We start from the raw sequence: 19,723 nt of genomic DNA on the forward strand, positions 1-19,723 counted from the left end.
GTTCAGGAGTCGATCCTTCCGCAACTCCGCCAGTTGCCTGGGCTTCCGCGCATTACACAGAACCACGCCGCCGCGGCACCAGGAGTAGGTGCATCGTTGTCGATGCGCAGGCCCACAGGGTGCCAACCCTGGGACGGTGGAGCGTTTGCAAACTGAAAACTGTTGCCGGTGAAGCGGGGCCGGACCGCTGTTTCGTCCCAAGGCCGCAAGAAGTGAGTAGCGGTTCCCGTGGCGGAGTTTCCAATGACTAGCGCTTCAATTTCGCCGCCCCCCGCCTTTCCGAAATCGAATGTGGAAAAGGCATGGGTGGCATCGCCCCGCCTGACGATCGTGTTGCCGATGACGACGGCGCGCGCAGTGGGCACAGATCCGGCCCGCAGGCTGAATGCCACATAATCATTTCCGGCAGTGGCCGCCACAGAGCGGCAGGCGATACGATTGGATGAGATAATGAGCGAGCCATCGGCGCCGTCGCCGAGCGCGACGACGGAGTTGCACGATATAGCTGAGAGAACCCCTTCGCGCTCTCCCGCGCCGACGCCCCAACCATCAATGTAGCAACCGGAAATTTCCGTCTGGAAGGCACGCTCGAAGACCATGCCATTACGCCCCGCGCCGTTTAGGTGGCAACCGGTGGCGCGCCATCCTGCGGATTGGGTGATGTGAATGCCGTTGCCACGGCAACCCAGAAGTGCTTCGGGGCCGACGGCGACGGTGCAATAGTCCAAAATGCCGTCCGTCGCCAATGGGGGCTCAGCTGCGCCTCTGGGGTCTCGGGCTCCCGGCAAAGCGCCGACTAGGATGCCGCCGAAATTCATCTCGCCACGTGGCCCTTTGAAACTGGCTCCGCCTACCCCCGCGCCCCTGACCCATACGCGACGGAGTAGGTTGTCGACGAGCGCAGCCATGAAGGTACCGTCGGGGCGCTGGGTATTGATCCACAAGCCAAAGCCGGTGGCGCTCCGGATCCAAACGTTATGAATGTCGAGCTGTTGATTGGCGAGCATAAGCCCGTGGACTGGAACACCGCCGCGCGCTGTTATGGCATCGACGTCGAAGTACAAGTCGCGCATGTGAAGGCGCCTTGCAAAATCTTTCCCCTCCACCCATTCACGGCTGACCAGCAATGCGGCAAGCGGCAGCGGAGCCACACCTTCAACGCTTGAATAGTGTAGGACATATGGCGTCTCAAATCCCTTCAGGGCCCGAAAACCGCTCAGCGGAGAATTGCCGTCACCCGGCACTTCGCCAGCAAGCTCGATCGACTGCGGAACGGCGATTGGGCGGGCGAGGCCGAACACGCGAGGCGGTACACGCAGCCGCGTGCCGGGCCTTTGCCCTGCCCAGTCAAGTGCTGTCTGCAGAGCCTCAGAGTCGTCGGTGACGCCATCGCCGCGTGCACCGAAATCGTCAAGCGACGGCAATTCCCGCAGTTTATCTTCAATGCGGCGCTTAACACTTCCCGGTGCCGCAAGACTGAATTCCGCGACGGCGTCGGACGCATTGGCACTCACCCCCGCCGGCAGCGCAGCACCTGCTCCAGCAAGACCGGCAAGGAGGAGGCGCCGCCGGTTGGATGGCGGGGCACCTTGGTCTTCATCCCTCATAGAGTCTCCGGAAACGCTTTGGCGTGAGCAGGCCTGACGACTGGAGTAGTTGCCCCCGCATTTCGACGCCGGTCATGACGGCAAAGACGAAACGGGTGGTCAGCCGCCGCAACACTCTGGCACCAGCCTCGGCGTCGGAGCGCTCGGTCCTGCCCCATTCCAGGGCGATGAGGACGCAATCGCCATGGCTTGCGAGGGCGTGGCAGTCGCATACCCCCAGCAACGGCGGCGCATTGACGATGATATACTTGTAGCGCTTGGCCAGCATCTTGATCAGTATCACGATGTTGTTTTGGGGGGCAGAAACATGGGCGTCACTTTGGGGCTCGCCGTCGAGGGGCAAGATGTCGAGTCCCGTTGTCTGATCGAGGATCAGCGCCCGGTCGATCGAGGTGTCGGAACTCAGATTTGAGGTCAACAGCTTGGTTGCTTCGGCCGGCACTTGCAGGCCAAAATCTCGCATCAGTATCGGTTGGTACTTGTCGAAATTCACCAGTACCGTGCGCTTGCCGGCCTGGGCGGAATAAACTGCGAGATCGACAGCGAGCTGCGCCTTTTCGCGGCTCGGCAGGGGTGAGGTGATCACAATGGTCCTGGCCCGCGGTGAGGCAGCGGCCAGTCGCGCCTCCAGAGCGCCAACCGCGTGGGCATAGAGGGAGTTCGCCTTCCGGCCGACGGCCGAGCGGTGGCGGATCTGACCGGCGACGGGATCAGGCTTGGGCAACAGAGCCAGGCAGGGCACCCCTAGCGCTTCCTCGACCTCGCGTGAACCGACGAGCCGCTTGTCCAAGGATTCGCGCGCAAGTGCGATCGCGGCCCCGAGCAGGGTTGATAGCACCGCAGCAACTGCGGCGATGATGAAGACACTGAGGCTCGATGGCTTGATAGGAATCTCGGCCGGCGACATGACCCAAGCGCCGGCGTCCGCAGAACCGAGCGCAGCGTCGGCTTGTTGTTCGGAACGCAGCAGATCCTCATAGACTGAGCGCCTTGCTACGGCCTCGCGCTCAGCCACCTGCAATTGCACGGAGTAGACCTCGGCGCGTCCGTTTTGGTCTGCGGCTCCCTTTAACTGCTGTTCGAACGCTGCCGACCGCGCTGTGACCGCGGCGAGTTCGTTGCGAACGCCGGTGACGATGCGGTCAATCTCTTGGGAAATGCGCTGCCTGACGTCGGCAAGGTGGCCGTTCAGGATTGCGGTACGCGGATTGTGGTCGTTGTAGATCGCTGAATTCTCGGCAATCTGGCGCATCAGATCCAGTTCCAGCGTGCGCAATTGCGACACGGCTTGGGAGGCGAGAACCTCATTGATCGCATTGGTAGGACCGCCGGACAGCTTGATCTGATCGATGGCGGATAGTTTCGATCGGAGATTGGCTTCATCAGCCATCGACTCGATCAGCAGCTTGTTTATTTCTTGCATATCGGAATTTGCAAGCGTGACATTGCTGCTTGTCAATATCTGGCCCTTCGCACGCAGGTCAGCGACCCTGCCTTCGGCTTCTATCACTTGGCGCTTCTGGGCATCGAGCGACTTGAGGGCGCGTGCGCGCCAAGCATTGACGTTGGCATTTTTGCGGTCGAGAAGATTGGCCACGTAGAAGTTGGCCAGCCGATTTGCAATTGCTGCCGCCTTGCCGGAATCGATGGAAGTGAACGAAATTTGAATTACGCGTGAGTCCGGGGGATTGGTGACGGCGAGGTTCCGCCCAAATATGTAAAGTGCATATCCGCGCAACTCTTCGGTGGCGTTTGCATCCTGGCCTTTGCTTGAGAACCGCGCAAGGAACCGGCCACGTGCGCTGATCTGGAATTCTGGATCATTGAGGAGATCCAGTGCATCGATCGTCTGGTTGGCAAGAGGATTACCTAGCAGAGTGTTGACCTGGGTCTGCATGAGTGAGGGATCCGTGGTGGGACTCTGTGTCTCAACAGGGGCGCCGGTGAGGCTCTTATTTGGGTCGACGACGACCAGCACCGTCGCCGTGTAGCTGGGCCCGCGCCAGATGGCAAAGGCGGTAGATGCCATGGTGACGACGAGCATGGTAGTGATGATGGTCCGAGTGCGCTTGCGCAAAATGGCCAAGAGATCGCTGAATGAGGCTTCGCGACTTGTTTCGGCGATCGAGTTCTCATCGATCATGATGCTTGAATCTTTCGTTCTTCCCTGTCGTGATCGTTGTCTGAAGATCTCGTTTCAAAGGCGCCTCCGGCCATGCCAAAATGAAGGCAGGCCGCGAGGGCGGTCGCGAAATCATTGCAGTTGCTCTCTTCACGGCCGGCAAGCCTGGACTCAACAAACCACAAAAGTGAGCGCAGCAGACTGATCGCTGCGAGCGGCTGCGCATTGTCCGGATCGAAGCCCGTGCTTTGCAAGGCATCGCGGCCCACGTGGACGACGCGCGGCATCAGCGGCAGCTTGGTCAAACGGCGCATTTCAATGAACACCACGAACTGCATGATGTCGAGGCCGAGTGGAACTCCGATTTTGCCATCCTCCCAGTCCCACACGTTGAAACGGCCACCTCTAAGAACCTGGATATTCGGCGGGATCCAGTCACCATGGCTTACACCAAGCGGGAAGACGATCCCGCCCCAGCGCGCTTCCACTGTCTTCCAACCGTGTTCGACAGCGGCGGCGACACTGGCACACAGCAGAGGACTTGATTGGCTGGCCAATGTGCGAATCTCCTGCCAGAAGCGGGTCTCAGCCAGGGCTTTGGGTGGTGACGGCGCGAGGCTGGCGATGGCGGCAGCGGCCGGCAACATCGTGTGCACAATGGGGGACCGCCCGGGGCCGGGAAGCTGGTGGACGATCAGCGCCTCAAAACCGCGCCAGGGTCCGCTACCGAGCACCGTCGGAATGGCCACGGCGCTCTGGCGGCAGAGCGGAGCGAGTTCTCTGAGAAATTGCGCTTCATGGCGCACCAGGCGGCGAGTCAACTCATCCCAGCCGAATTTCGCATAGGCCAGAACCTGGCCTCGCGGTGATACAGCTTGAATGACGGGCTTGCTATTGGGCCGGCCCGGGGCAAGCCTAAGACTCATCACGAAGTCCCCCGTTCCGAGCACATCCGCAAGAAAGCCGTGGACCGGCGTGTCTTTGGCTCCAAGCGAATCTGTGACGACGGAGACGCGATTGCCCCAGGACAACAGCGGCAGACCGAGACGGCTTTCGAATGACAACAGCTGGGCGGCCAGGCGCGAAACGCGCGAACCCGCTCCCGTCCCATACTGCGCAAGGACCGCAGTGCGGGCCTTAGTACCACCGGTGAGCGGGATAAGCACACGGGGATCATCGAACCCGGGGAATACCGCATAACGCTCAAGGATTTTGTGGCCGTTCTCCATGCCTTTGGGGCTCATTTGGAGCATGCCAAACTGGCCGCCAGAGAGCACGTGCAAGGCGGAATCGAGGTGCCGCAGACAGAGCATTGGGTCCTGTGTGTTGCTATACCGCAGATCGTGCACCAAGGATCCAACCCCCCTTTTTCACAAGACCGCCCAAACCGCATTGACCGCCTGTCTGGCCGTCTCTTCCAGAGGTGCGGTTGTGTCGATGGTGACGACAGGCGTCGATCCGAAATCCGTCTTACGTTCGAGTTCCCAATGCCGCCGTACCGCGGCCTCGTCCGGTCCTCCTGCCTTGTCGCGTGTGGCATCGCGCGCGATGGCGATAGCGATCGGCGCTGTGAGTTTTATTACGAGATTGGGACGGGGTATCGCGGAGTAGCAGTAGCGTTCGTATTGCATCAACTTGCGCTTCAGCCATGAATTGCAACCGGCAAGGGCCAGACTGTCGAAGCTGCTGCTGTCGATGGTGCCGGGCTGCAACGAGGGATATCGGTCAGATATGACAATTGCGCCCGCTGCCGCTTTGCGCAGGGCGCGCTGCAGCAGACGGCGGCGGTCGTGCGCGATCAATGCCATCCGTGCGACATGGAAGAGGGAGAAATCGCGACGCTCGCGGCGCGCGGCGTCTCCGTAGACCGCCATCCGTTCATGCGGCAGGAGGCGACGGGCCAGGGGAACGAACCAGCTCGGAATCCAGGAAATCAACGTTGGCGGCGGTTTTCCAGCGTGGATGCGGCAAACGTTTAGGTGCCGGCCGAGGCAGCGGGCGAGTTCATTCGCAGTCGTTGATTTGCCAGTCGCCTTGGGGCCTACCAATGCCACAATGGCGCCGCCGCTCACGAGGTGCAAACTCTTCGCGCCACTCAGCCTGCCCCTGACGAAATCGCCAAAGCGCCAGAGCCGCGAGGCAGCAGCGGCAAATGCTGAAAGCCGCCGCATACCGCGCAGCCGCCATGCAACCTTCCAGCCAAGCCGAATACGGAGGAAAATTGCATCCTGTCTGGCGACAGCATTGACGAGATCGGAAAAGAGGCCAGGACCGATAACGGGAAACAGCCTGTCGCAAAAGGCCGGGGGCTGCACGATGCTTCGACTGGCCGCCTGTTGCAGCCAGGCAAGTTCGTCGGCGTATTTGCTGCGATGAGGGTTTGATTTGAGTAATTCGATGGGACTCAGATGTTTCAGCGCGACCCTCAGCACAAAATAGACCAACTCGCAGGCCGCGTCCGGCACCTTCACCCCCAAGAGTTCACGGGTGTTGGCAAGGAGCTCGCCCTCGATCGGCATGCGGTAGTTCTTCACCAGGCTGTCGCCGCTATAGACTTCATGGCAGACGTGGAGGTCGACAAGCTCGCCCGTGTGACCGTCAAGGCCAATCGCGTGAAATGTGCTGGGGTGGCCGGCTCCAAGAGCGGATTGCGCCAGTTTGAACCCCGAGACGCTCAGCGCCCCTTGAAGATTCGCGGCCTGTCGGCGGTCCACAAGAATGTCAATGTCTTCGTCGCCGGCAAGGGTCGCTTCAAGACGGCAGTTGCTCTTCCAATGGCAATATGAAATCCTTGCCGCATCCAGTTCGGTGACAAGCTTGCGGATTACGGCTTTCTCATTCTGACCTTTGCTGTCGAGCCTCAAGGCCCTTGGCACGGGAACCTGATTCATAGCCAACCACACGCTACAACTGAGTCTAAGACCAGTGGCCCCGCTGCTAGCATGGATCTGACAGCAGCGTTATTGGGCCATGCGGGTTAGTCGTGCGTACTTCTTTTGGATCGTGCCCACTGACGTGGTGTAGCTGACGGCATTGGTCGCCGTGCTCTCCGGCAAGGGCCGGAATGATCAGCGCGCCACGGCTGGCAGGCTGATGAGTGGATCATCAGCCCATCTGGCTGATGGTCTCAAGTGTCATGTAGCGCGCCCGCTTGTTGAGAAAGTCGACTTCCCTATGCATGGTGCGAGATAACGAGGTCCTTGCCGTGAGAACTTCGGGGATTCCGTCTCAGGGTTCCTCGATCGGCGCCATATTGAGCGTCAGCAGCACCAACCCGAGCAAATGGGCCAACAAAGCGGCCGCCAGCCCTTTGATGTTCACCGCCGCGGCCGTGAGTAGGCCTGGATCGTCATGTTGGTTAGGCCCCGCCGAACCACCCGGGCAAGGCCATGCCAGTTCTTCGCTTCGCCATGGTAGCCTGTGGGGAAGGACTTTCTCAACAGCCCCACGCGGCAACGCTGCCAAGTGGCTGAGAGAACCTTGGTCACCGCGGCCTTGAGGCCCTCATGCCCCATCGGAGACGACGAGCTTGACGCCGCGCAGACCACGCCGGGTAAGCTTGCGCAGGAACTCCGTCCAGATCGGCTCGGCCTCCGAGGTGCCGATCTCCATGCCCAGCACCTCGCGCCGGCCGTCGGTGTTCACGCCGACGGCGATGATAACGGCGACTGAGACGATGCGCCCGCCGCGGCGCACCTTGAGAAGTCGCATCGATCCAAAGATATGGCCAGTCACCTTCGATCGGCCGCTCGAGGAAGGCCTTCACCTTGCCGTCGATCTCTTCGCACAGCCGCCGCTCATGCCCATCGCCTTAACCAGGTCGTCGACCGAGCGGGTCGAAATACCTTGGACGTAGGCCTCCTGGATGACAGCCTTCAGCGCCTTCTCGGCCATGCGGCGCGGCTCCTGGAAGCTGGGGAAGTAGGAGCCCTTCCTCAGCTTGGGGATGCGCAGCTCAACCGTTCCGGCCCGCGTCTCCCAGTCGCGCTCGCGATAACCGTTGCGCTGGGCGGTCCGCAACGCGCTCTTCTCGCCATAGCCGGCGCCGGTGGCGGCGACCACCTCCAGCTCCATCACCCGCTCAGCGGCAAAGCTGAGCTTCCTGCGCCCGCCGAAGCGAGCTTCGCCAAGGCGGGTCATCTCGCGCAAGATATCGGCGTCGGGGGTCTTCTCCACGAGAGTGCGCAGGTTCATCATGTCGTCGGTCCATCGGTGGTTCCTTCGAATCAGGTTCGTGTCAGCGACCCGACCCTTACCGGAGAACATCGATGACCGCCGCTACGCCGCTCGCTCGCTTCAGCGCCGTTGAGGGGAGCGCTCGCGAGCGGCTTGGTCACCGCCGAGCTACACCACTCGGCGGGGCACGATCCCCCTTTTGACTGAGACCCATCGACCTTCTGCGTTTCCGCGCACTCCCTAATCGCTGGTACAATTCGGCCAACTGCGCCGCGCACCAGCCGGCAAAGGGGTTCGATGATGAGTGCGGACAACGTCAATATGTCGTCAGGAGTGCAGCTGCGTGGGCGCACCGCCTCCCAGGCGCTACCCACGGAGATCATTGGTGGCGTGAGCATTGCCACTCTCAGCCGTGTTGAGACCGCAAGACTCATGGTTGACATGGCCCTAAGGGCCAGAGGCAGCGGACTCGCCCCCTGTATCTGTTCGTCAGTCAACGGACAGGTGTTGGCCGACCTCTATGTTGGCCGGAACCGTCATCGCACACAGCAGCTCCTTGCGTGCACGCATGTTCTGAGCGCCGATGGCCAGCCGCTTGTCTTCGCTTCCCGGTTGCTGGGAAACGGCGCCCTGCGAGATCGCTCCGCGACCACGGATCTGTTCCACGATGTGGCGAAGCTCGCTGCCGCCGAAGGCGCGAGCTTTTACATGCTCGGCGCTTCGGAAGATGAGAATCGATCCGCTGTTGGCAATGTCCGCGCCCGCTATCGCGGCCTTCGGATTGTGGGACGGAGGAACGGCTACTTTGCGTCCACGGATGAAGAGCTGCTGGCAGTGCAGGAGATCAATGTCTTGCGGCCAGATATACTGTGGGTAGCGTTGGGTTTTCCGCGCGAGCTCGAGTTCTGCCATCGCTGGCGACAAGAGCTGACCAATGTTGGCGTGATGAAGACCAGCGGCGGGTTGTTCAACTTTCTGTCCGGCGCCCACGGGCGGGCACCGCAATGGATGCAGTCGGCCGGTCTCGAGTGGGCGCACCGGCTGTATCTCGAACCAAGGCGCCTGTTGGTCCGCTACGCCACGACCAACGTGATCGCCACTTGGGCTCTGCTCAGCAAGACCAGGCACACCCCGCAGTAGGCGCTCTTCCCGTCTCGAGCCCCTCGGCGCGCGCTCGCGATAACGGGACCTTTTGGCAGGCTTCCGTACAACGTAAGCGCTTAGCCGATAGCGTCTGGCTTGAAGTTCCAAGGCTTGAGCGCGTCGATTTCGGATGCGGGCCAGCCTTGCGCGATGCGGGTCAAGGTCTGGGAGAGCCAGGCGAGCGGATCGACACTATTCATTTTGACCGCTTGCAGCAGGGTGGCCACGTCGCCCAGGTTCGTCCACCAGCCTCGGAAGCAGCGTCATAATGCCGGGAATCCAGGCCTCGACCTAGTCGTCACCCATCAATTCCATCCGTTGGTCGGGCAGACCGTTGCCGTGGTCGGTGAACATGATCATGACGGCATCCGCCACGTTTGATTCGGCAGCCGCACGGCGGGGCCTTCCATCTTCCGGACTGGATGGCCGCCCCACAGGCCGGTTCGGTTGCGATCATTGCCGCGCCCGACTTCCGCTCACACATCTCCTCGAACTTCGCGCACTTGTCGATCATCTCGTAGCCTCTCTTCCGAGGGACTCGATCTTTGGAGGAGGACATGCCGATGAAGAATCCGCTACGCACCTAACTGGATTTGTTCGCGCCCACCGGACCGCCGGCCAAGATGTCGAGCGAGGAACGGGTAAAGGCAGTGATGCTGTTGCAGTCTCTACTCGTCGAAGTAGCGTCCGCGCCGGGCGCCGGACTGTCGAGTCGGAGCCGGAAGGAGGGGCGATGAGCAAGATCACCGTTGAGCATCTTTGCCGCAGCGCCATCATCTACATCCGGCAATCAACGTCCTACCAGGTTGTGAATAATCTTGAGAGCCAGCGTCGCCAATATGGCCTAGCTGAGCGGGCTCGGCAGTTGTGTTGGGACGATGTGCAAATCGTCGATGACGATCTCGGCCGATCCGGCGCCGGCACGGCTCGGCCCGACTTTGAGAAGCTGCTGGCGGCCATCTGCGAAGGTCGTGTCGGAGCGGTCGTCTCGTTGGAGGCATCGCGGCTGGCGCGCAACGGCCGTGACTGACACACCTTGCTTGAGTTCTGCGGGTTGGTCGGAACATTGATCGTAGATGAAGATGGTGTCTACGATCCGCGTCTGATCAACGATCGCCTGCTGCTTGGCATGAAGGGCACGTTGAGCGAGATGGAGCTTTCGGTATTCCGGCAGCGCTCCATCGCGGCGCTGAGGCAGAAGGCACGCCGCGGGGAACTTCTGCTGACTGTAGCTATCGGCTATGTCAAAGCGGAAGATGGGCAGCTCGACAAGGATCCGGATCGTCGTGTCCAGGACGGCATTGCTCTGGTGTTCCGCAAGTTCGCCGAGTTGCATTCGATCCGGCAGGTTCTGCTCTGGTTCCGCCAGGAGCAAGTTCTCGTTCCGTCGTTCAGAGCCGCGGCAAGCAGGCGATTGAATGGAAGGTGCCGGTCTATCACACGCTGCACCACATGCTGACCAACCCGTCTATGCCGGCGCCTATGCTTTTGGCCGGCGCGGAACGCGCGTTGTATTCCAAGGCCGCAAGCGCGTTATGCGCGACAGCATACGCGCCGCAACTGAAAGGACTGGGAGGTTTTGATCCGCGGCCACCATGAGGCATATATTTTCTGGGAGGAGTTCGAGAGGAATCAGCAACTGATTGCCGACAATGCCAACGGCAAGAGCTACCTTGGGCGGGGGGCGATCCGCCGCGGCGAAGCCTTGCTGCCCGGTCTTTTCCGCTGCGAACGTCGATTGCATGTCGCTTACAGCAGCAAAGGCGGAAACACCCAACGTTACGTCTGTCGCGGGACCTTAGGCGACAAGGCCGTCGACAACTGCATCCGCTTCAGCGGTATGCGGGTTGACCGGGCCGTTGCCCAAGAGGTTCTCGGTCAACTGCAACCGCTCGGCATCGAGGCGGCGCTGGCTGCCATGGAGGCGCAAGGCCAGGAGCATAGTGACAAGCGACAGCAAGTCGAGAATGCTTGCCGGCAGGCCCGGTACGAGGTGGAGCGTGCACGCCGCCAATACGATGCGGTTGATCCCGAGAACCGGCTTGTCGCCGGTGAACTCGAGCGACGCTGGAACGAGAAGCTGACCCACCTGGGCGAGCTTGAGGAGGAGCTTGACGGCGTGGCCGCTCTGCAAGCGCCAACAGTCTCCGCCGGCGATCGTGCAAGACTGATGGCTCTCGGGAAGGATCTCGCCCAGGCATGGGACAGCCCGGGTGCTTCGACCGAGACGCGCAAGAAGATCATTCGCTTGTTGGTCAAGGAGATTATCGCCGATGTCGTGGACGACAGTCTGGCGCCCATCATCCATTGGCAAGGCGGCGATCACACACGCCCTCATCGTGAAGAAGAACAAGGTCGGGCCAACCCGCTGGACGACCGAAGGCAGTACTGGCCCGCCAGATGTCAGATCTGTCGATCGCCGCCATCCTCAATCGCGCCGGTAAAAGGACAGGGAAAGACAATGGCTGGACGCGTAGTAGGGTGTTTCTCCGCAACACCCATGGCATTGCGCCATACCGCGACGGCGAACGTGCGGAGCGTGGCGAAGCTACGCTCGACGAAGCCGCCGCGATTCTCCAAGTCAGCGCGTCAACTATCTGCCGCATGATCGACCGCGGCACGTTGGCAGCGAATCAGCTATGCACAGGGGCGCCTTGGATCATTCGCCTCTTGGGATCTTGAGGATAACGCAGTACGGCGTTAAGCCGACGCGCTGCGATCACAGCATGGCAAGCGTCAGGCGTCTTATGATCCGGCCCAAAATGCGCTTAGTTTATAAGGCAATCGAAGATGAGCAGCATATCGCACCGCCGTCGCTGCCGGCAAATAAGCTGTTTTTGCGAGTAATTGTCTGGGGCCTGATGGCGCGCTCGACGATGTTGGAGTCGATCTCGATGCGACCGTCTGTCAGAAAGCGTTCTAGCGCCTCCCGTCGGGTGAGCGCATAGCGGATTGCCTCGGCGATTCTGGATTTCCGTAGACCGGCGCCAGCATGAACATCATCACTCTGAAGATGACGCTGCGCGGCGTGAAGCCGCCGGTCTGGCGCCGGCTGGTCATGCCCGGCACGATGACGCTCGGCGACCTGCACGAGGCAATCCAGGCGGCGATGGGCTGGCACGATTGCCACCTCCATGCCTTCGACGTCGAGGGCGAGCAATTTGGCGATCGGCACAGTGTCGATGACGTCGCCGACGAAAATCGAGTGAGCCTGAACGGCCTGCTGAGATCTCCTGTCGTTCGCTTCGCCTACATTTATGACTTCGGAGATAACTGGCAGCACGCGATCGCATTCGAAAAAAGCGAGCCGGCGGTCGAGCGGGGAGCTTATCCGGTCTGTATCGCGGGTAAGCGCAATTGTCCGCCGGAAGATTGCGGCGGCGTCTGGGGTTATCAGGAAATGCTGGCCATCCTAGCCGATCCCAGCCATCCCCAATACGCCGAACGCGTCGAAGAGTTCGGCGACGAGTTCGATCCGGACGAATTCGCCCTTGACGTCACAAATGCCGCACTTGCCTCCCGGTTCAGGATGAAAATAGCCGCAGCCCGATAAGCCACTCTGCCGCCAAACCTCGGAAGGGGAGTAATTACTCCGGGCAGTGAATTCTTGTAAAAGTCGTTTGGGCCATTACTCCGTCATGGTATCTGGTATACTCCGTCATGGGTATCTGGTATACTCCGTCATGGGGCAGGGATACGAGAGTTAGAGATGAGTTCCTCACATGCATTCAAGGGGATAGCCATTGGGCTCTTGCTGTCGATCCCATTATGGATGGGAATCGCTTACGCCTATTTCCATATATTGAGCCGCGATAATACGGTTCAGGTAATACGCCCCCACAATCAGGCGACCGATCAAGTCGTAAAAATCCCGATTAAGCCGGACGACGGCAAAGACTGAAGCCGTCTACAGCGGTGCAGCCCTAGAGCCGCACGGCTCGGCCTAGTCCAATTGGCTGATTATGTGCCTCACAATACTCCGAAAGAGGTAGACCCGTTTAATCCGATGCGCACTACCTCACCCGCAGCTGGTGTTGATAAACTCACCCTCAAGTAATCTCGCCGTCGCAATCAGGCATTGACGCTGTGGCTGGTCGTTCGTTCTGATTGTTTGGAGCTGCCCTGTTGGAAACGGATGAGTTCATGCATCGTAATGCTCCGCTTTATATTTCACTGACCGCTGCTGTGGCTTTGACTGTGGCGACGGCGCGGGCCGAGGATGGCCTCAACTATACGATAAGCCCGCAGGATAAGCTGAGCGTTCGCGTCTATGACTGGCAGCAGGCGGATGGGACATTGCGCGAGTGGCCTGCATTCAATGGACAGTTCGTTGTCAGAAGCAATGGGCGGGTGGAGTTGCCGCTCATCGGGCTCGTCGATGCGGCGTCGCGCAGTGCGCCGGAAATCGCCGACGACGTTGCGAACAGACTGCAGGCCCAAGTCGGCCTGATCGCCAAGCCCAGTGTCATCGTCGATATTGCAGAGTACCGGCCCTATTACGTTATGGGCGATGTCGATCACCCCGGTGAATTTGCGTTCAAACCGGGGCTCACGGCATTGAAGGCCTACACTATCGCCGGCGGGTTCCGGTTGATACAGGGGGCAACGGCGTGGCAGCCGGCGCACGCCCTCCTTTCGGCGGCGGGCGATATGCGTGCGCTTTCGCAAAGAATCGACGAACTCAAGGCAAAACGTGCGCGGCTTGGCGCTGAACTTGCGGGTGACTCCGCAGTCTCCTTTCCACCCGAACTTGGTGCAAACTCGAAATCTCTCGTGGAAAGAGAGCGCCAGCTTTTTGAAGTGCGGCGCAACGCATTGCGCCAGGGTCTGAACTCACTCGCCAACCAGAAGGCGCTGAACGAAGAGGAGGTAGAGGCACTTCAAGGGCGCATTGCCGTGAAGGCAAATCAGTCTCAAAGGATTGAGGCCCAAATCGAACGCACGAAGGGCTTGGTCCAAAACGGCCTGATCACGACGGCACAGATCTTGACTCTCCAGCAAGCACACTCTGACTTGCAGTCGCAGCAGCTTGATATCAATGGCCGCATCTTCAGTGTCCGCGAACAGATCTCCAAAACCGAGAAGGACATGCTCGACTTGCAATCCACCCGGCAGCAGGAAGTTCTCGCAGATATGCAGGCGACAGAGGCAAGCCTGCAGGACGCCGTGAACCGCATCCAGACGCTCAGCGACATTATGGGCCAAGCGCAGGCAACTATTGGAACTCTTTCACCCGCTAACCCATTGCACGCGGCAACCGCTATTCGATTCACGATCAGACGCAGGCACAGTATCCTCACGTTTGATGACGGCCGCGATCCTCCAATCGAACCGGGTGACATTGTCACAGTCGAGCGGACCGGCAGCCAGGCGGCCGGCGGCCCGCAGTCGGCGGCACAGACCGGGATCGTCCGGGCGGATGGGAAAAGCCCAGCTGGCGTGCAATGAGTGAGAAGACCAAGGTGACCGACTGGGGAACTGGAGCCATTCGAATGATCAAAGCACGAGAGCCGAAGCTTGGCAGGCCTGTGTGTATCCTGCCCCTGCTGGCGGGCTATTTCCGGCGGCTGCACAGGCTGCCAGGGGTGTTACGCTTTACGCCAACAATCAGGTCGACTGCTCGGATGCCCAGGGGACGCCCTATTGCACGATCGGAGCGGCCGTGGCCGTTGCCAATCCCGGCGACACGGAAAGCGACGGTCTGGACTGGACGGCGCAAGCCCAGGCACGTCGAGACTCTCTTAAGAAGGGAGGGCGCTTCGCGGCGGTGACGCCCCCAGCCATTACACTTCTGCTCGGCACAAGCTTGAACTCGGTCCGGGCGTTTTTGCCAACGCCCACTGGCCTCCTTCATGTCGACGGCGGTGATCTGTCGCCGTGGTACGCCTGAAGTAACCCTCCTAGGCGAGCAGCAAACTGCTCATGAAGTTGTCGTCCTGGAACTGATCGACTTGGACGCCGGTGAAAGTGATCTGGTCGCCGCCGCCCAGCGTAGCAACGACGTTCGAGCCCTGGTTCGTGGCCACCTGCTGGAACTGGCTGGCGTTGTTGATGCCGAAATCCTGAGATCGAGGACATTGCCGGTGCCGGTGCCCGCTACGAAATTTATCACGGTGTCCTGCCCGTCTCCCTTGTGGAACACGAACAACTTTTGCTGGTTGCCGGGGACGAGCAGATCGTTGCCTTTGCCGCCGATCAGCGTGTCGTTGCCGCCAAGGCCCCACAGATAGTCCGCGCCCGTCGTGCCGTTCAGGACATAACCGCCGTTGACGATCGTCGGCGTGCGCCCGGCGGGCGTCGGGACAAAGTAGGAATCCACCAAAACGGGAGTTGCGGTTGTCCCGTTGAAGCTGCTCACCTTGTAAAACTCGATCAACAGGCCCTGGTCGGTGACCGTCACCAGGTTGGCGCCGACATTGGGACGGAGTTGCCGGCGCCGCCGAGGCCAGTGGTCGTGTAGGGAAGGTAGACGCCGTCGCCATTGTCGTCCCGGTTCTCCCGGTAATAATTGTGCTCGTGCCCTAGCCTAGTCTCATCTTCTCTCCATGGCAGCGCTGACGCCCAGGTTAATCATGCACTGACATTCAAACCGGACCATCTCTTGGGGGCCAGCGCAGATGCTAACACGCCCTACCACGCTCAGTTCACAGCACGGCTGCTAGATGGCAGTAAAGGTAGGCCAAGCTCCTTCAATGACTCATTGTGCCTCGCCGTCGCCTCCGCGATCTCCCTAATCTACACGCGCCGAGTCTTCAGGTTCGCTGCTGAGAGGACAGACTTCTACGAGCACTACTTCAGATCGAGCGGATGGCACTCGTACTTGAGAAGCGTCGCGGGTACCGGTGCAAGACACGATCGAATGAGAATAACGCCGGGAGCCTTCATGAGGATGCCGGTGCCGATCCCTAACTCGGCGTGCCAACTCCAGGACATACCGCCCTCTATCGAGCGCTGCATTTGTACACGACTCACCCCCACCATTCTCGGGTGCCTGAGTCCAGCCGTCAGGCCAGCAGCCAGTCCGAGCCCAGATGGATTTCGAACAACCGGCCATCAGCGACCTGGTCGACGCCGTAGTCGGCGACGTAGAGGCTCATTTGCTGTCCGTCGTTCGGGTCGGAACTTGGTGCCAGCTCCAGACCCTTGGGCCTCACCGCCACCCCGGTAATCGGGTTTGTGTAGGCCGGCGAGTTGAGGACGCTGATTGTCGAGATGATGTCGCCGTCGTGATCCATCTCCCAGATATTCGGGCTCAATCCGGAGGCGACGAAGAAGATGCCGTGAGTTGGATCGTAGGCCAGCGCCTCCGCGTCATGCATCACCGAGGGGAGATTTATGGTTCTCACCAGTGCCCCATCGCCAGTCAGTTCGTACATCAGTTTCTGGTGGCCACCGAGCTCGAAGATGTGGCCGGTCGTTGGATCGAACCGCAAGTCCTCGCTGTCGTCCTGCCCCAGGGATGCCGTGTCGAATGATCCAAGCTTGACCGATGGATTGGCCGGGTCGACCCAGAACACCTCCAGCTGATCGTCATCGGAGATATACATATGGCCGTTGGACGGATTGATCCCGAGGCCGGTGGGCTCGAAGGTGAATGACTCCACGCTGTATCCCTGAATAGCACCGGTGGGACCGATCGAGAACAGGTTGGTCTGGCTGAACCACGGTCTCTCATCATGTTCCGAGTCGGCAATGAACAGCTTGTGAGAGACCGGGTCATAGGCCAGGCCGGAGGGATCGCCGATACCAACCCCTGCCGCATCGACATCGCGGAAAGGGGCCGTGGCGAGGTCGGTCACGGCGACGACACTGGCTTGAATGACGGGGTTTGGATCGTTGTCGTAAATCGTACCAGTCGCCGTATTGTCTGCGATGAAGGCACCGTTTGCGGAGTTCAACTTGAGGCTAAAGGATTCCGTGTTCTCGGTGAACGTGTCGTCCTTGAGCGTGAGCGCAAGGTCCAAGGAACTCTGGCCGGCAGAAATGGTCACTGTACCCGTCGCCGGGCCGAGCAGGTCATTGGCGGCGGTGGCGGTGCCGTCAATGATCGAGTAGCTGATCAGAATGTCTTGAGGCGCAGCATGGTCGAGGCTGAGGTGGAAGGTAATATTGGCGCCCGGGCCTTCGGTTTGCGCGGCATCGGAAATGCCCAGGGCCGGCATGGAACTGGTGCCGATCAAGTAGGTTACGGCGAGCTTCGGGTGCACTGAACCCTCGGAGGAGTCTAACCTCCAGGCGTCGGTAGAACCTGTGCTGATCAGCCAGCCCTGGTTTGCAGCATTGAGTTCAGCAGCAGTCGTACCCGCCGTTGCCCAGGCGCGCAGGCTCGCGGTGACATCAACCGTGGTTGGTCCGAGAGCGGTCTGCCCCACAGTCACGTCCGCCACGGACAGGGCCTCGACGCCATTGGCCTGGACGCCTCCAACCATCGAGTTCCAAGTCGCGCTTTCGGTCCAGTCGACCAGCATGCGATAGAACGCACCATTGGCCGCCGACGCAGATTCGTTGTTCGTCTGTAAGGTGAGGATTGCCGAGGTGATGGTGGCACCCACTGGGATCTGCCCCGGGCCCGAACCAAACAAATTGTCGAAACCGAGCAGCGCTTGCTTGGCATTGGCGACGCCGGCATCGGCTTTGTCGACGCTCACTGCGACGTCGGAGCCGAACGACGTCGTGGGCTTTGCCTGATCCAAGGTGGTGTCCAGGGTGGCCGCATAGCCGTTCAACCCATCCTGGAATGCTACGGTCGTGGGGGCGGGAATGGCGTTCACCGTCAGTTCGGCCGATGCCGCTGCGCTGTAGTCGTGGCCATCGAATGCCCGGTAGGTAAAGCTGTCGGTCCCGATGAAGCCGGCAATGGGCGTGTAGGTGAATGAGCCGTCCGCGTTGAGCGCCAACGTACCCTTGCTGGGGCCGATGAGCAGCACCGCCTGCAGCACGTTGTTATCGGCATCACTGTCATTGGCGAGGACGCCATTGGCAGCGCTCTTCGTCAGGGTCGAGCCGGCATTCAAGCTGTAGACATCGTCAGTGGCTACTGGAATGGCGTTGGGCGAACTGACCACCAGACTGACAGTTGCCGTGTTGCTATAGGCTGTCCCGTCGAAGGCCTTGTAAGTAAAGCTGTCGGTTCCGGTGAAGCCGGCAACTGCCGTGTAGATGAACGAACCATCGCTATCGAGGGTCAGGCTGCCATTGGCAGGCCCCGTCTGCAGGACGGCCTCGAGCGGGTTGCTGTCGGCGTCGCTGTCATTGGCGAGGACGCCCCCCGCCCTGACGACGCTAAAATCCGTCCCGGCCGTGACATTGTAGCTGTCATTGGCGGCAACAGGTGGCGTGTTGCCGGAGGTAACCGAGAGCGTGACGGCGGTAGCGGCGCTGTACGCGGCCCCATCGAAAGCCTCATAAGTAAAGCTGTCCGGGCCAGTGTAACCGGCGGCGGCAGTGTAGTCGAAGGACCCGTCGTCAAGCAGATGGAGCGTCCCGTGCGACGGGCCTGAAATCAACACGGCATGGAGGGCGCTGCCCTCTGCGTCGTGATCATTGCCTAGGACGCCTTGCGCCACCGACACATTGAGTTGCACGCCGGCTTTGGCTGCATAGGCGTCTGCGCTAGCAACCGGCGCGTCGTTGGTGCCGGTGATGGCGACATTGATTTGCTGGGTGGCCGACCCGCCATGACCGTCCGACACCGAAATCGTGTAGGCGATGGTCAAGACCTGGCCCTGTTCCAGGAAGTCAAAGGCTTGCGATCCGGAGTCGAATTGCCAGCCGAGGTTATGCGAGTCGCCGGCAGCAAGCCCCGTGGCCGGAGTGAGCTTCAACAGTCCTTTGACATCGGCTTCGACGAGGCCGCCGGTCGCGCCAGTCAGAACCGCCTTGGTGACAGTTGAACTGACGGTGTCGGAGGTATCGACATCGGTCACCGTAAAGTTGCCGGCAGCCGTAAGCGTGGCATTGGTTTCGGTCAGGTTGGCGCCTGCACTGTCGCCGCTGCCGATCGAGATCACCGGATTATCGTTAACGCCAGTGATGGTAAAGGTAAGCGTGCTGCTGCTGGTATTTCCGAGTTGATCGTTCGCCGTATAGCCGAATTTCTCGGTCACGACCGCTCCCGCGGCCAGGGCCTCAGCCTTCGCCAAGTCGGCTGTGTAGCTGTAGCTTCCATCGGCATAGACCGCAAGGGTCCCGTAGAGGCCCTGAATGGTAGTCGTCGAGCCCACCAGCTTGGAGGTGTTGCCATACTTGATCCACTTTAACGCGAAGGTTTCCGTGTCGTTGGCAAGCAAGTTACCAGTGACCGTGATATCTTCGAGAAGATTTGCGGTGTCCGCCTTGGCTTTTATTGTCATTTTACCCTCGCCTTCGGGATTGAAGCCACGCGGTCGGTAAGCTTAGTCCTTATCCGAGCCGGTTTAAAGGCGGCGTACATCCACCAAAGGAGGTATAGCAGCATCGAAATAGAGCACGACGTTGGCTACGTTCTGGTGACGTCGCTGAAATCCCGCAATTGAGGGAATTTGGCCCGGCTGCTCAGGTGGCCGGGCATTCTTATCTCTGTGGCAGAAAAGTCACGCAACTCGAATATGCAGCGCTTCAACTGGCGCGCGCTTATTATCCGCTAAGCGAGGCGTACCGTCGTCAACGGGGCAAAAGGGGATGCCCCAGACTCCTC

13 protein-coding genes and 4 pseudogenes are annotated in these 19,723 nt (G+C 60.4%); 7 read left to right on the forward strand and 10 right to left on the reverse strand.

Annotated features, from left to right (window positions below):
• Positions 1-2: 2 nt before the first annotated feature.
• The 6 genes and pseudogenes from NKJ26_RS20120 to NKJ26_RS20145 form a co-directional block, all read right to left on the reverse strand.
• Complete coding sequence (locus tag NKJ26_RS20120) at positions 3-1,607, reverse strand: glycosyl hydrolase family 28-related protein (RefSeq protein WP_352696662.1); 1,605 nt, start codon at positions 1,605-1,607, stop codon at positions 3-5.
• Positions 1,597-3,750: a GumC family protein gene (locus NKJ26_RS20125; protein ID WP_352696663.1), complete on the reverse strand. Its 2,154-nt coding sequence runs from the start codon at positions 3,748-3,750 to the stop codon at positions 1,597-1,599. Before NKJ26_RS20125 ends, NKJ26_RS20120 begins: the two co-directional genes overlap by 11 nt.
• Complete coding sequence (locus NKJ26_RS20130; protein WP_352696664.1) at positions 3,747-4,973, reverse strand: hypothetical protein; 1,227 nt, start codon at positions 4,971-4,973, stop codon at positions 3,747-3,749. The genes NKJ26_RS20125 and NKJ26_RS20130 overlap by 4 nt, the downstream gene beginning before the upstream one ends.
• A gap of 126 nt (positions 4,974-5,099) precedes the next feature.
• Positions 5,100-6,593 carry a nucleoside/nucleotide kinase family protein gene (locus tag NKJ26_RS20135; protein ID WP_352696665.1) on the reverse strand — a complete coding sequence of 498 codons (1,494 nt, stop codon included), beginning with the start codon at positions 6,591-6,593 and terminating at the stop codon, positions 5,100-5,102.
• Positions 6,594-6,996: 403 nt separating this feature from the next.
• Positions 6,997-7,148 (reverse strand): annotated as a pseudogene (locus NKJ26_RS20140) (IS5/IS1182 family transposase); the annotation flags it as partial.
• 85 nt (positions 7,149-7,233) lie between these two features.
• Positions 7,234-7,995 (reverse strand): annotated as a pseudogene (locus tag NKJ26_RS20145) (transposase).
• A gap of 231 nt (positions 7,996-8,226) precedes the next feature.
• Between NKJ26_RS20145 and NKJ26_RS20150 the strand changes: the two are divergent.
• Positions 8,227-9,045 carry a WecB/TagA/CpsF family glycosyltransferase gene (locus NKJ26_RS20150; RefSeq protein WP_502903154.1) on the forward strand — a complete coding sequence of 273 codons (819 nt, stop codon included), beginning with the start codon at positions 8,227-8,229 and terminating at the stop codon, positions 9,043-9,045.
• An 80-nt stretch (positions 9,046-9,125) separates the two neighbouring features.
• On the opposite strand, the pseudogene NKJ26_RS20155 reads toward NKJ26_RS20150, so the two are convergent.
• Positions 9,126-9,310, reverse strand: a pseudogene (locus NKJ26_RS20155) (transposase domain-containing protein); the annotation flags it as partial.
• A gap of 471 nt (positions 9,311-9,781) precedes the next feature.
• Here NKJ26_RS20155 and NKJ26_RS20160 point away from each other — a divergent pair.
• The 3 genes from NKJ26_RS20160 to NKJ26_RS20170 all read left to right on the forward strand — a co-directional run bounded on the left by NKJ26_RS20160 (position 9,782) and on the right by NKJ26_RS20170 (position 11,656).
• Entirely contained in the window at positions 9,782-10,078 is a 297-nt protein-coding gene (locus NKJ26_RS20160; protein WP_352696667.1) for a recombinase family protein, read from the forward strand.
• Between the two features lie 6 nt (positions 10,079-10,084).
• Entirely contained in the window at positions 10,085-10,507 is a 423-nt protein-coding gene (locus NKJ26_RS20165; protein ID WP_352696668.1) for a serine integrase family protein, read from the forward strand.
• Positions 10,508-10,627: 120 nt separating this feature from the next.
• A complete protein-coding gene (locus NKJ26_RS20170) occupies positions 10,628-11,656 on the forward strand; it encodes a hypothetical protein (protein WP_352696719.1) in 1,029 nt (342 codons plus the stop codon).
• A 198-nt stretch (positions 11,657-11,854) separates the two neighbouring features.
• On the opposite strand, the pseudogene NKJ26_RS20180 reads toward NKJ26_RS20170, so the two are convergent.
• Positions 11,855-12,025 (reverse strand): annotated as a pseudogene (locus NKJ26_RS20180) (IS66 family transposase); the annotation flags it as partial.
• 15 nt (positions 12,026-12,040) lie between these two features.
• On the opposite strand from NKJ26_RS20180, the gene NKJ26_RS20185 reads away from it, so the two are divergent.
• The 3 genes from NKJ26_RS20185 to NKJ26_RS33600 all read left to right on the forward strand — a co-directional run bounded on the left by NKJ26_RS20185 (position 12,041) and on the right by NKJ26_RS33600 (position 14,938).
• The gene (locus NKJ26_RS20185; RefSeq protein ID WP_352696669.1) at positions 12,041-12,601 is read left to right on the forward strand and encodes a plasmid pRiA4b ORF-3 family protein; all 561 of its coding nucleotides are present in this window, start codon (positions 12,041-12,043) and stop codon (positions 12,599-12,601) included.
• A gap of 572 nt (positions 12,602-13,173) precedes the next feature.
• The gene (locus NKJ26_RS20190; RefSeq protein WP_352696670.1) at positions 13,174-14,496 is read left to right on the forward strand and encodes a polysaccharide biosynthesis/export family protein; all 1,323 of its coding nucleotides are present in this window, start codon (positions 13,174-13,176) and stop codon (positions 14,494-14,496) included.
• Between the two features lie 253 nt (positions 14,497-14,749).
• Positions 14,750-14,938 carry a hypothetical protein gene (locus NKJ26_RS33600; protein WP_502903155.1) on the forward strand — a complete coding sequence of 63 codons (189 nt, stop codon included), beginning with the start codon at positions 14,750-14,752 and terminating at the stop codon, positions 14,936-14,938.
• 30 nt (positions 14,939-14,968) lie between these two features.
• On the opposite strand, the gene NKJ26_RS20195 is transcribed toward NKJ26_RS33600, so the two are convergent.
• Positions 14,969-15,448 carry a hypothetical protein gene (locus NKJ26_RS20195; RefSeq protein ID WP_352696671.1) on the reverse strand — a complete coding sequence of 160 codons (480 nt, stop codon included), beginning with the start codon at positions 15,446-15,448 and terminating at the stop codon, positions 14,969-14,971.
• Between the two features lie 604 nt (positions 15,449-16,052).
• On the reverse strand, positions 16,053-19,400 hold the full coding sequence (locus NKJ26_RS20200) for a cadherin-like domain-containing protein (protein WP_352696672.1): 3,348 nt from the start codon (positions 19,398-19,400) through the stop codon (positions 16,053-16,055).
• Positions 19,401-19,723: the final 323 nt, after the last annotated feature.

Source organism: Mesorhizobium sp. M0152 (assembly GCF_040322415.1).
In the GTDB taxonomy this organism is placed as follows: domain Bacteria; phylum Pseudomonadota; class Alphaproteobacteria; order Rhizobiales; family Rhizobiaceae; genus Mesorhizobium.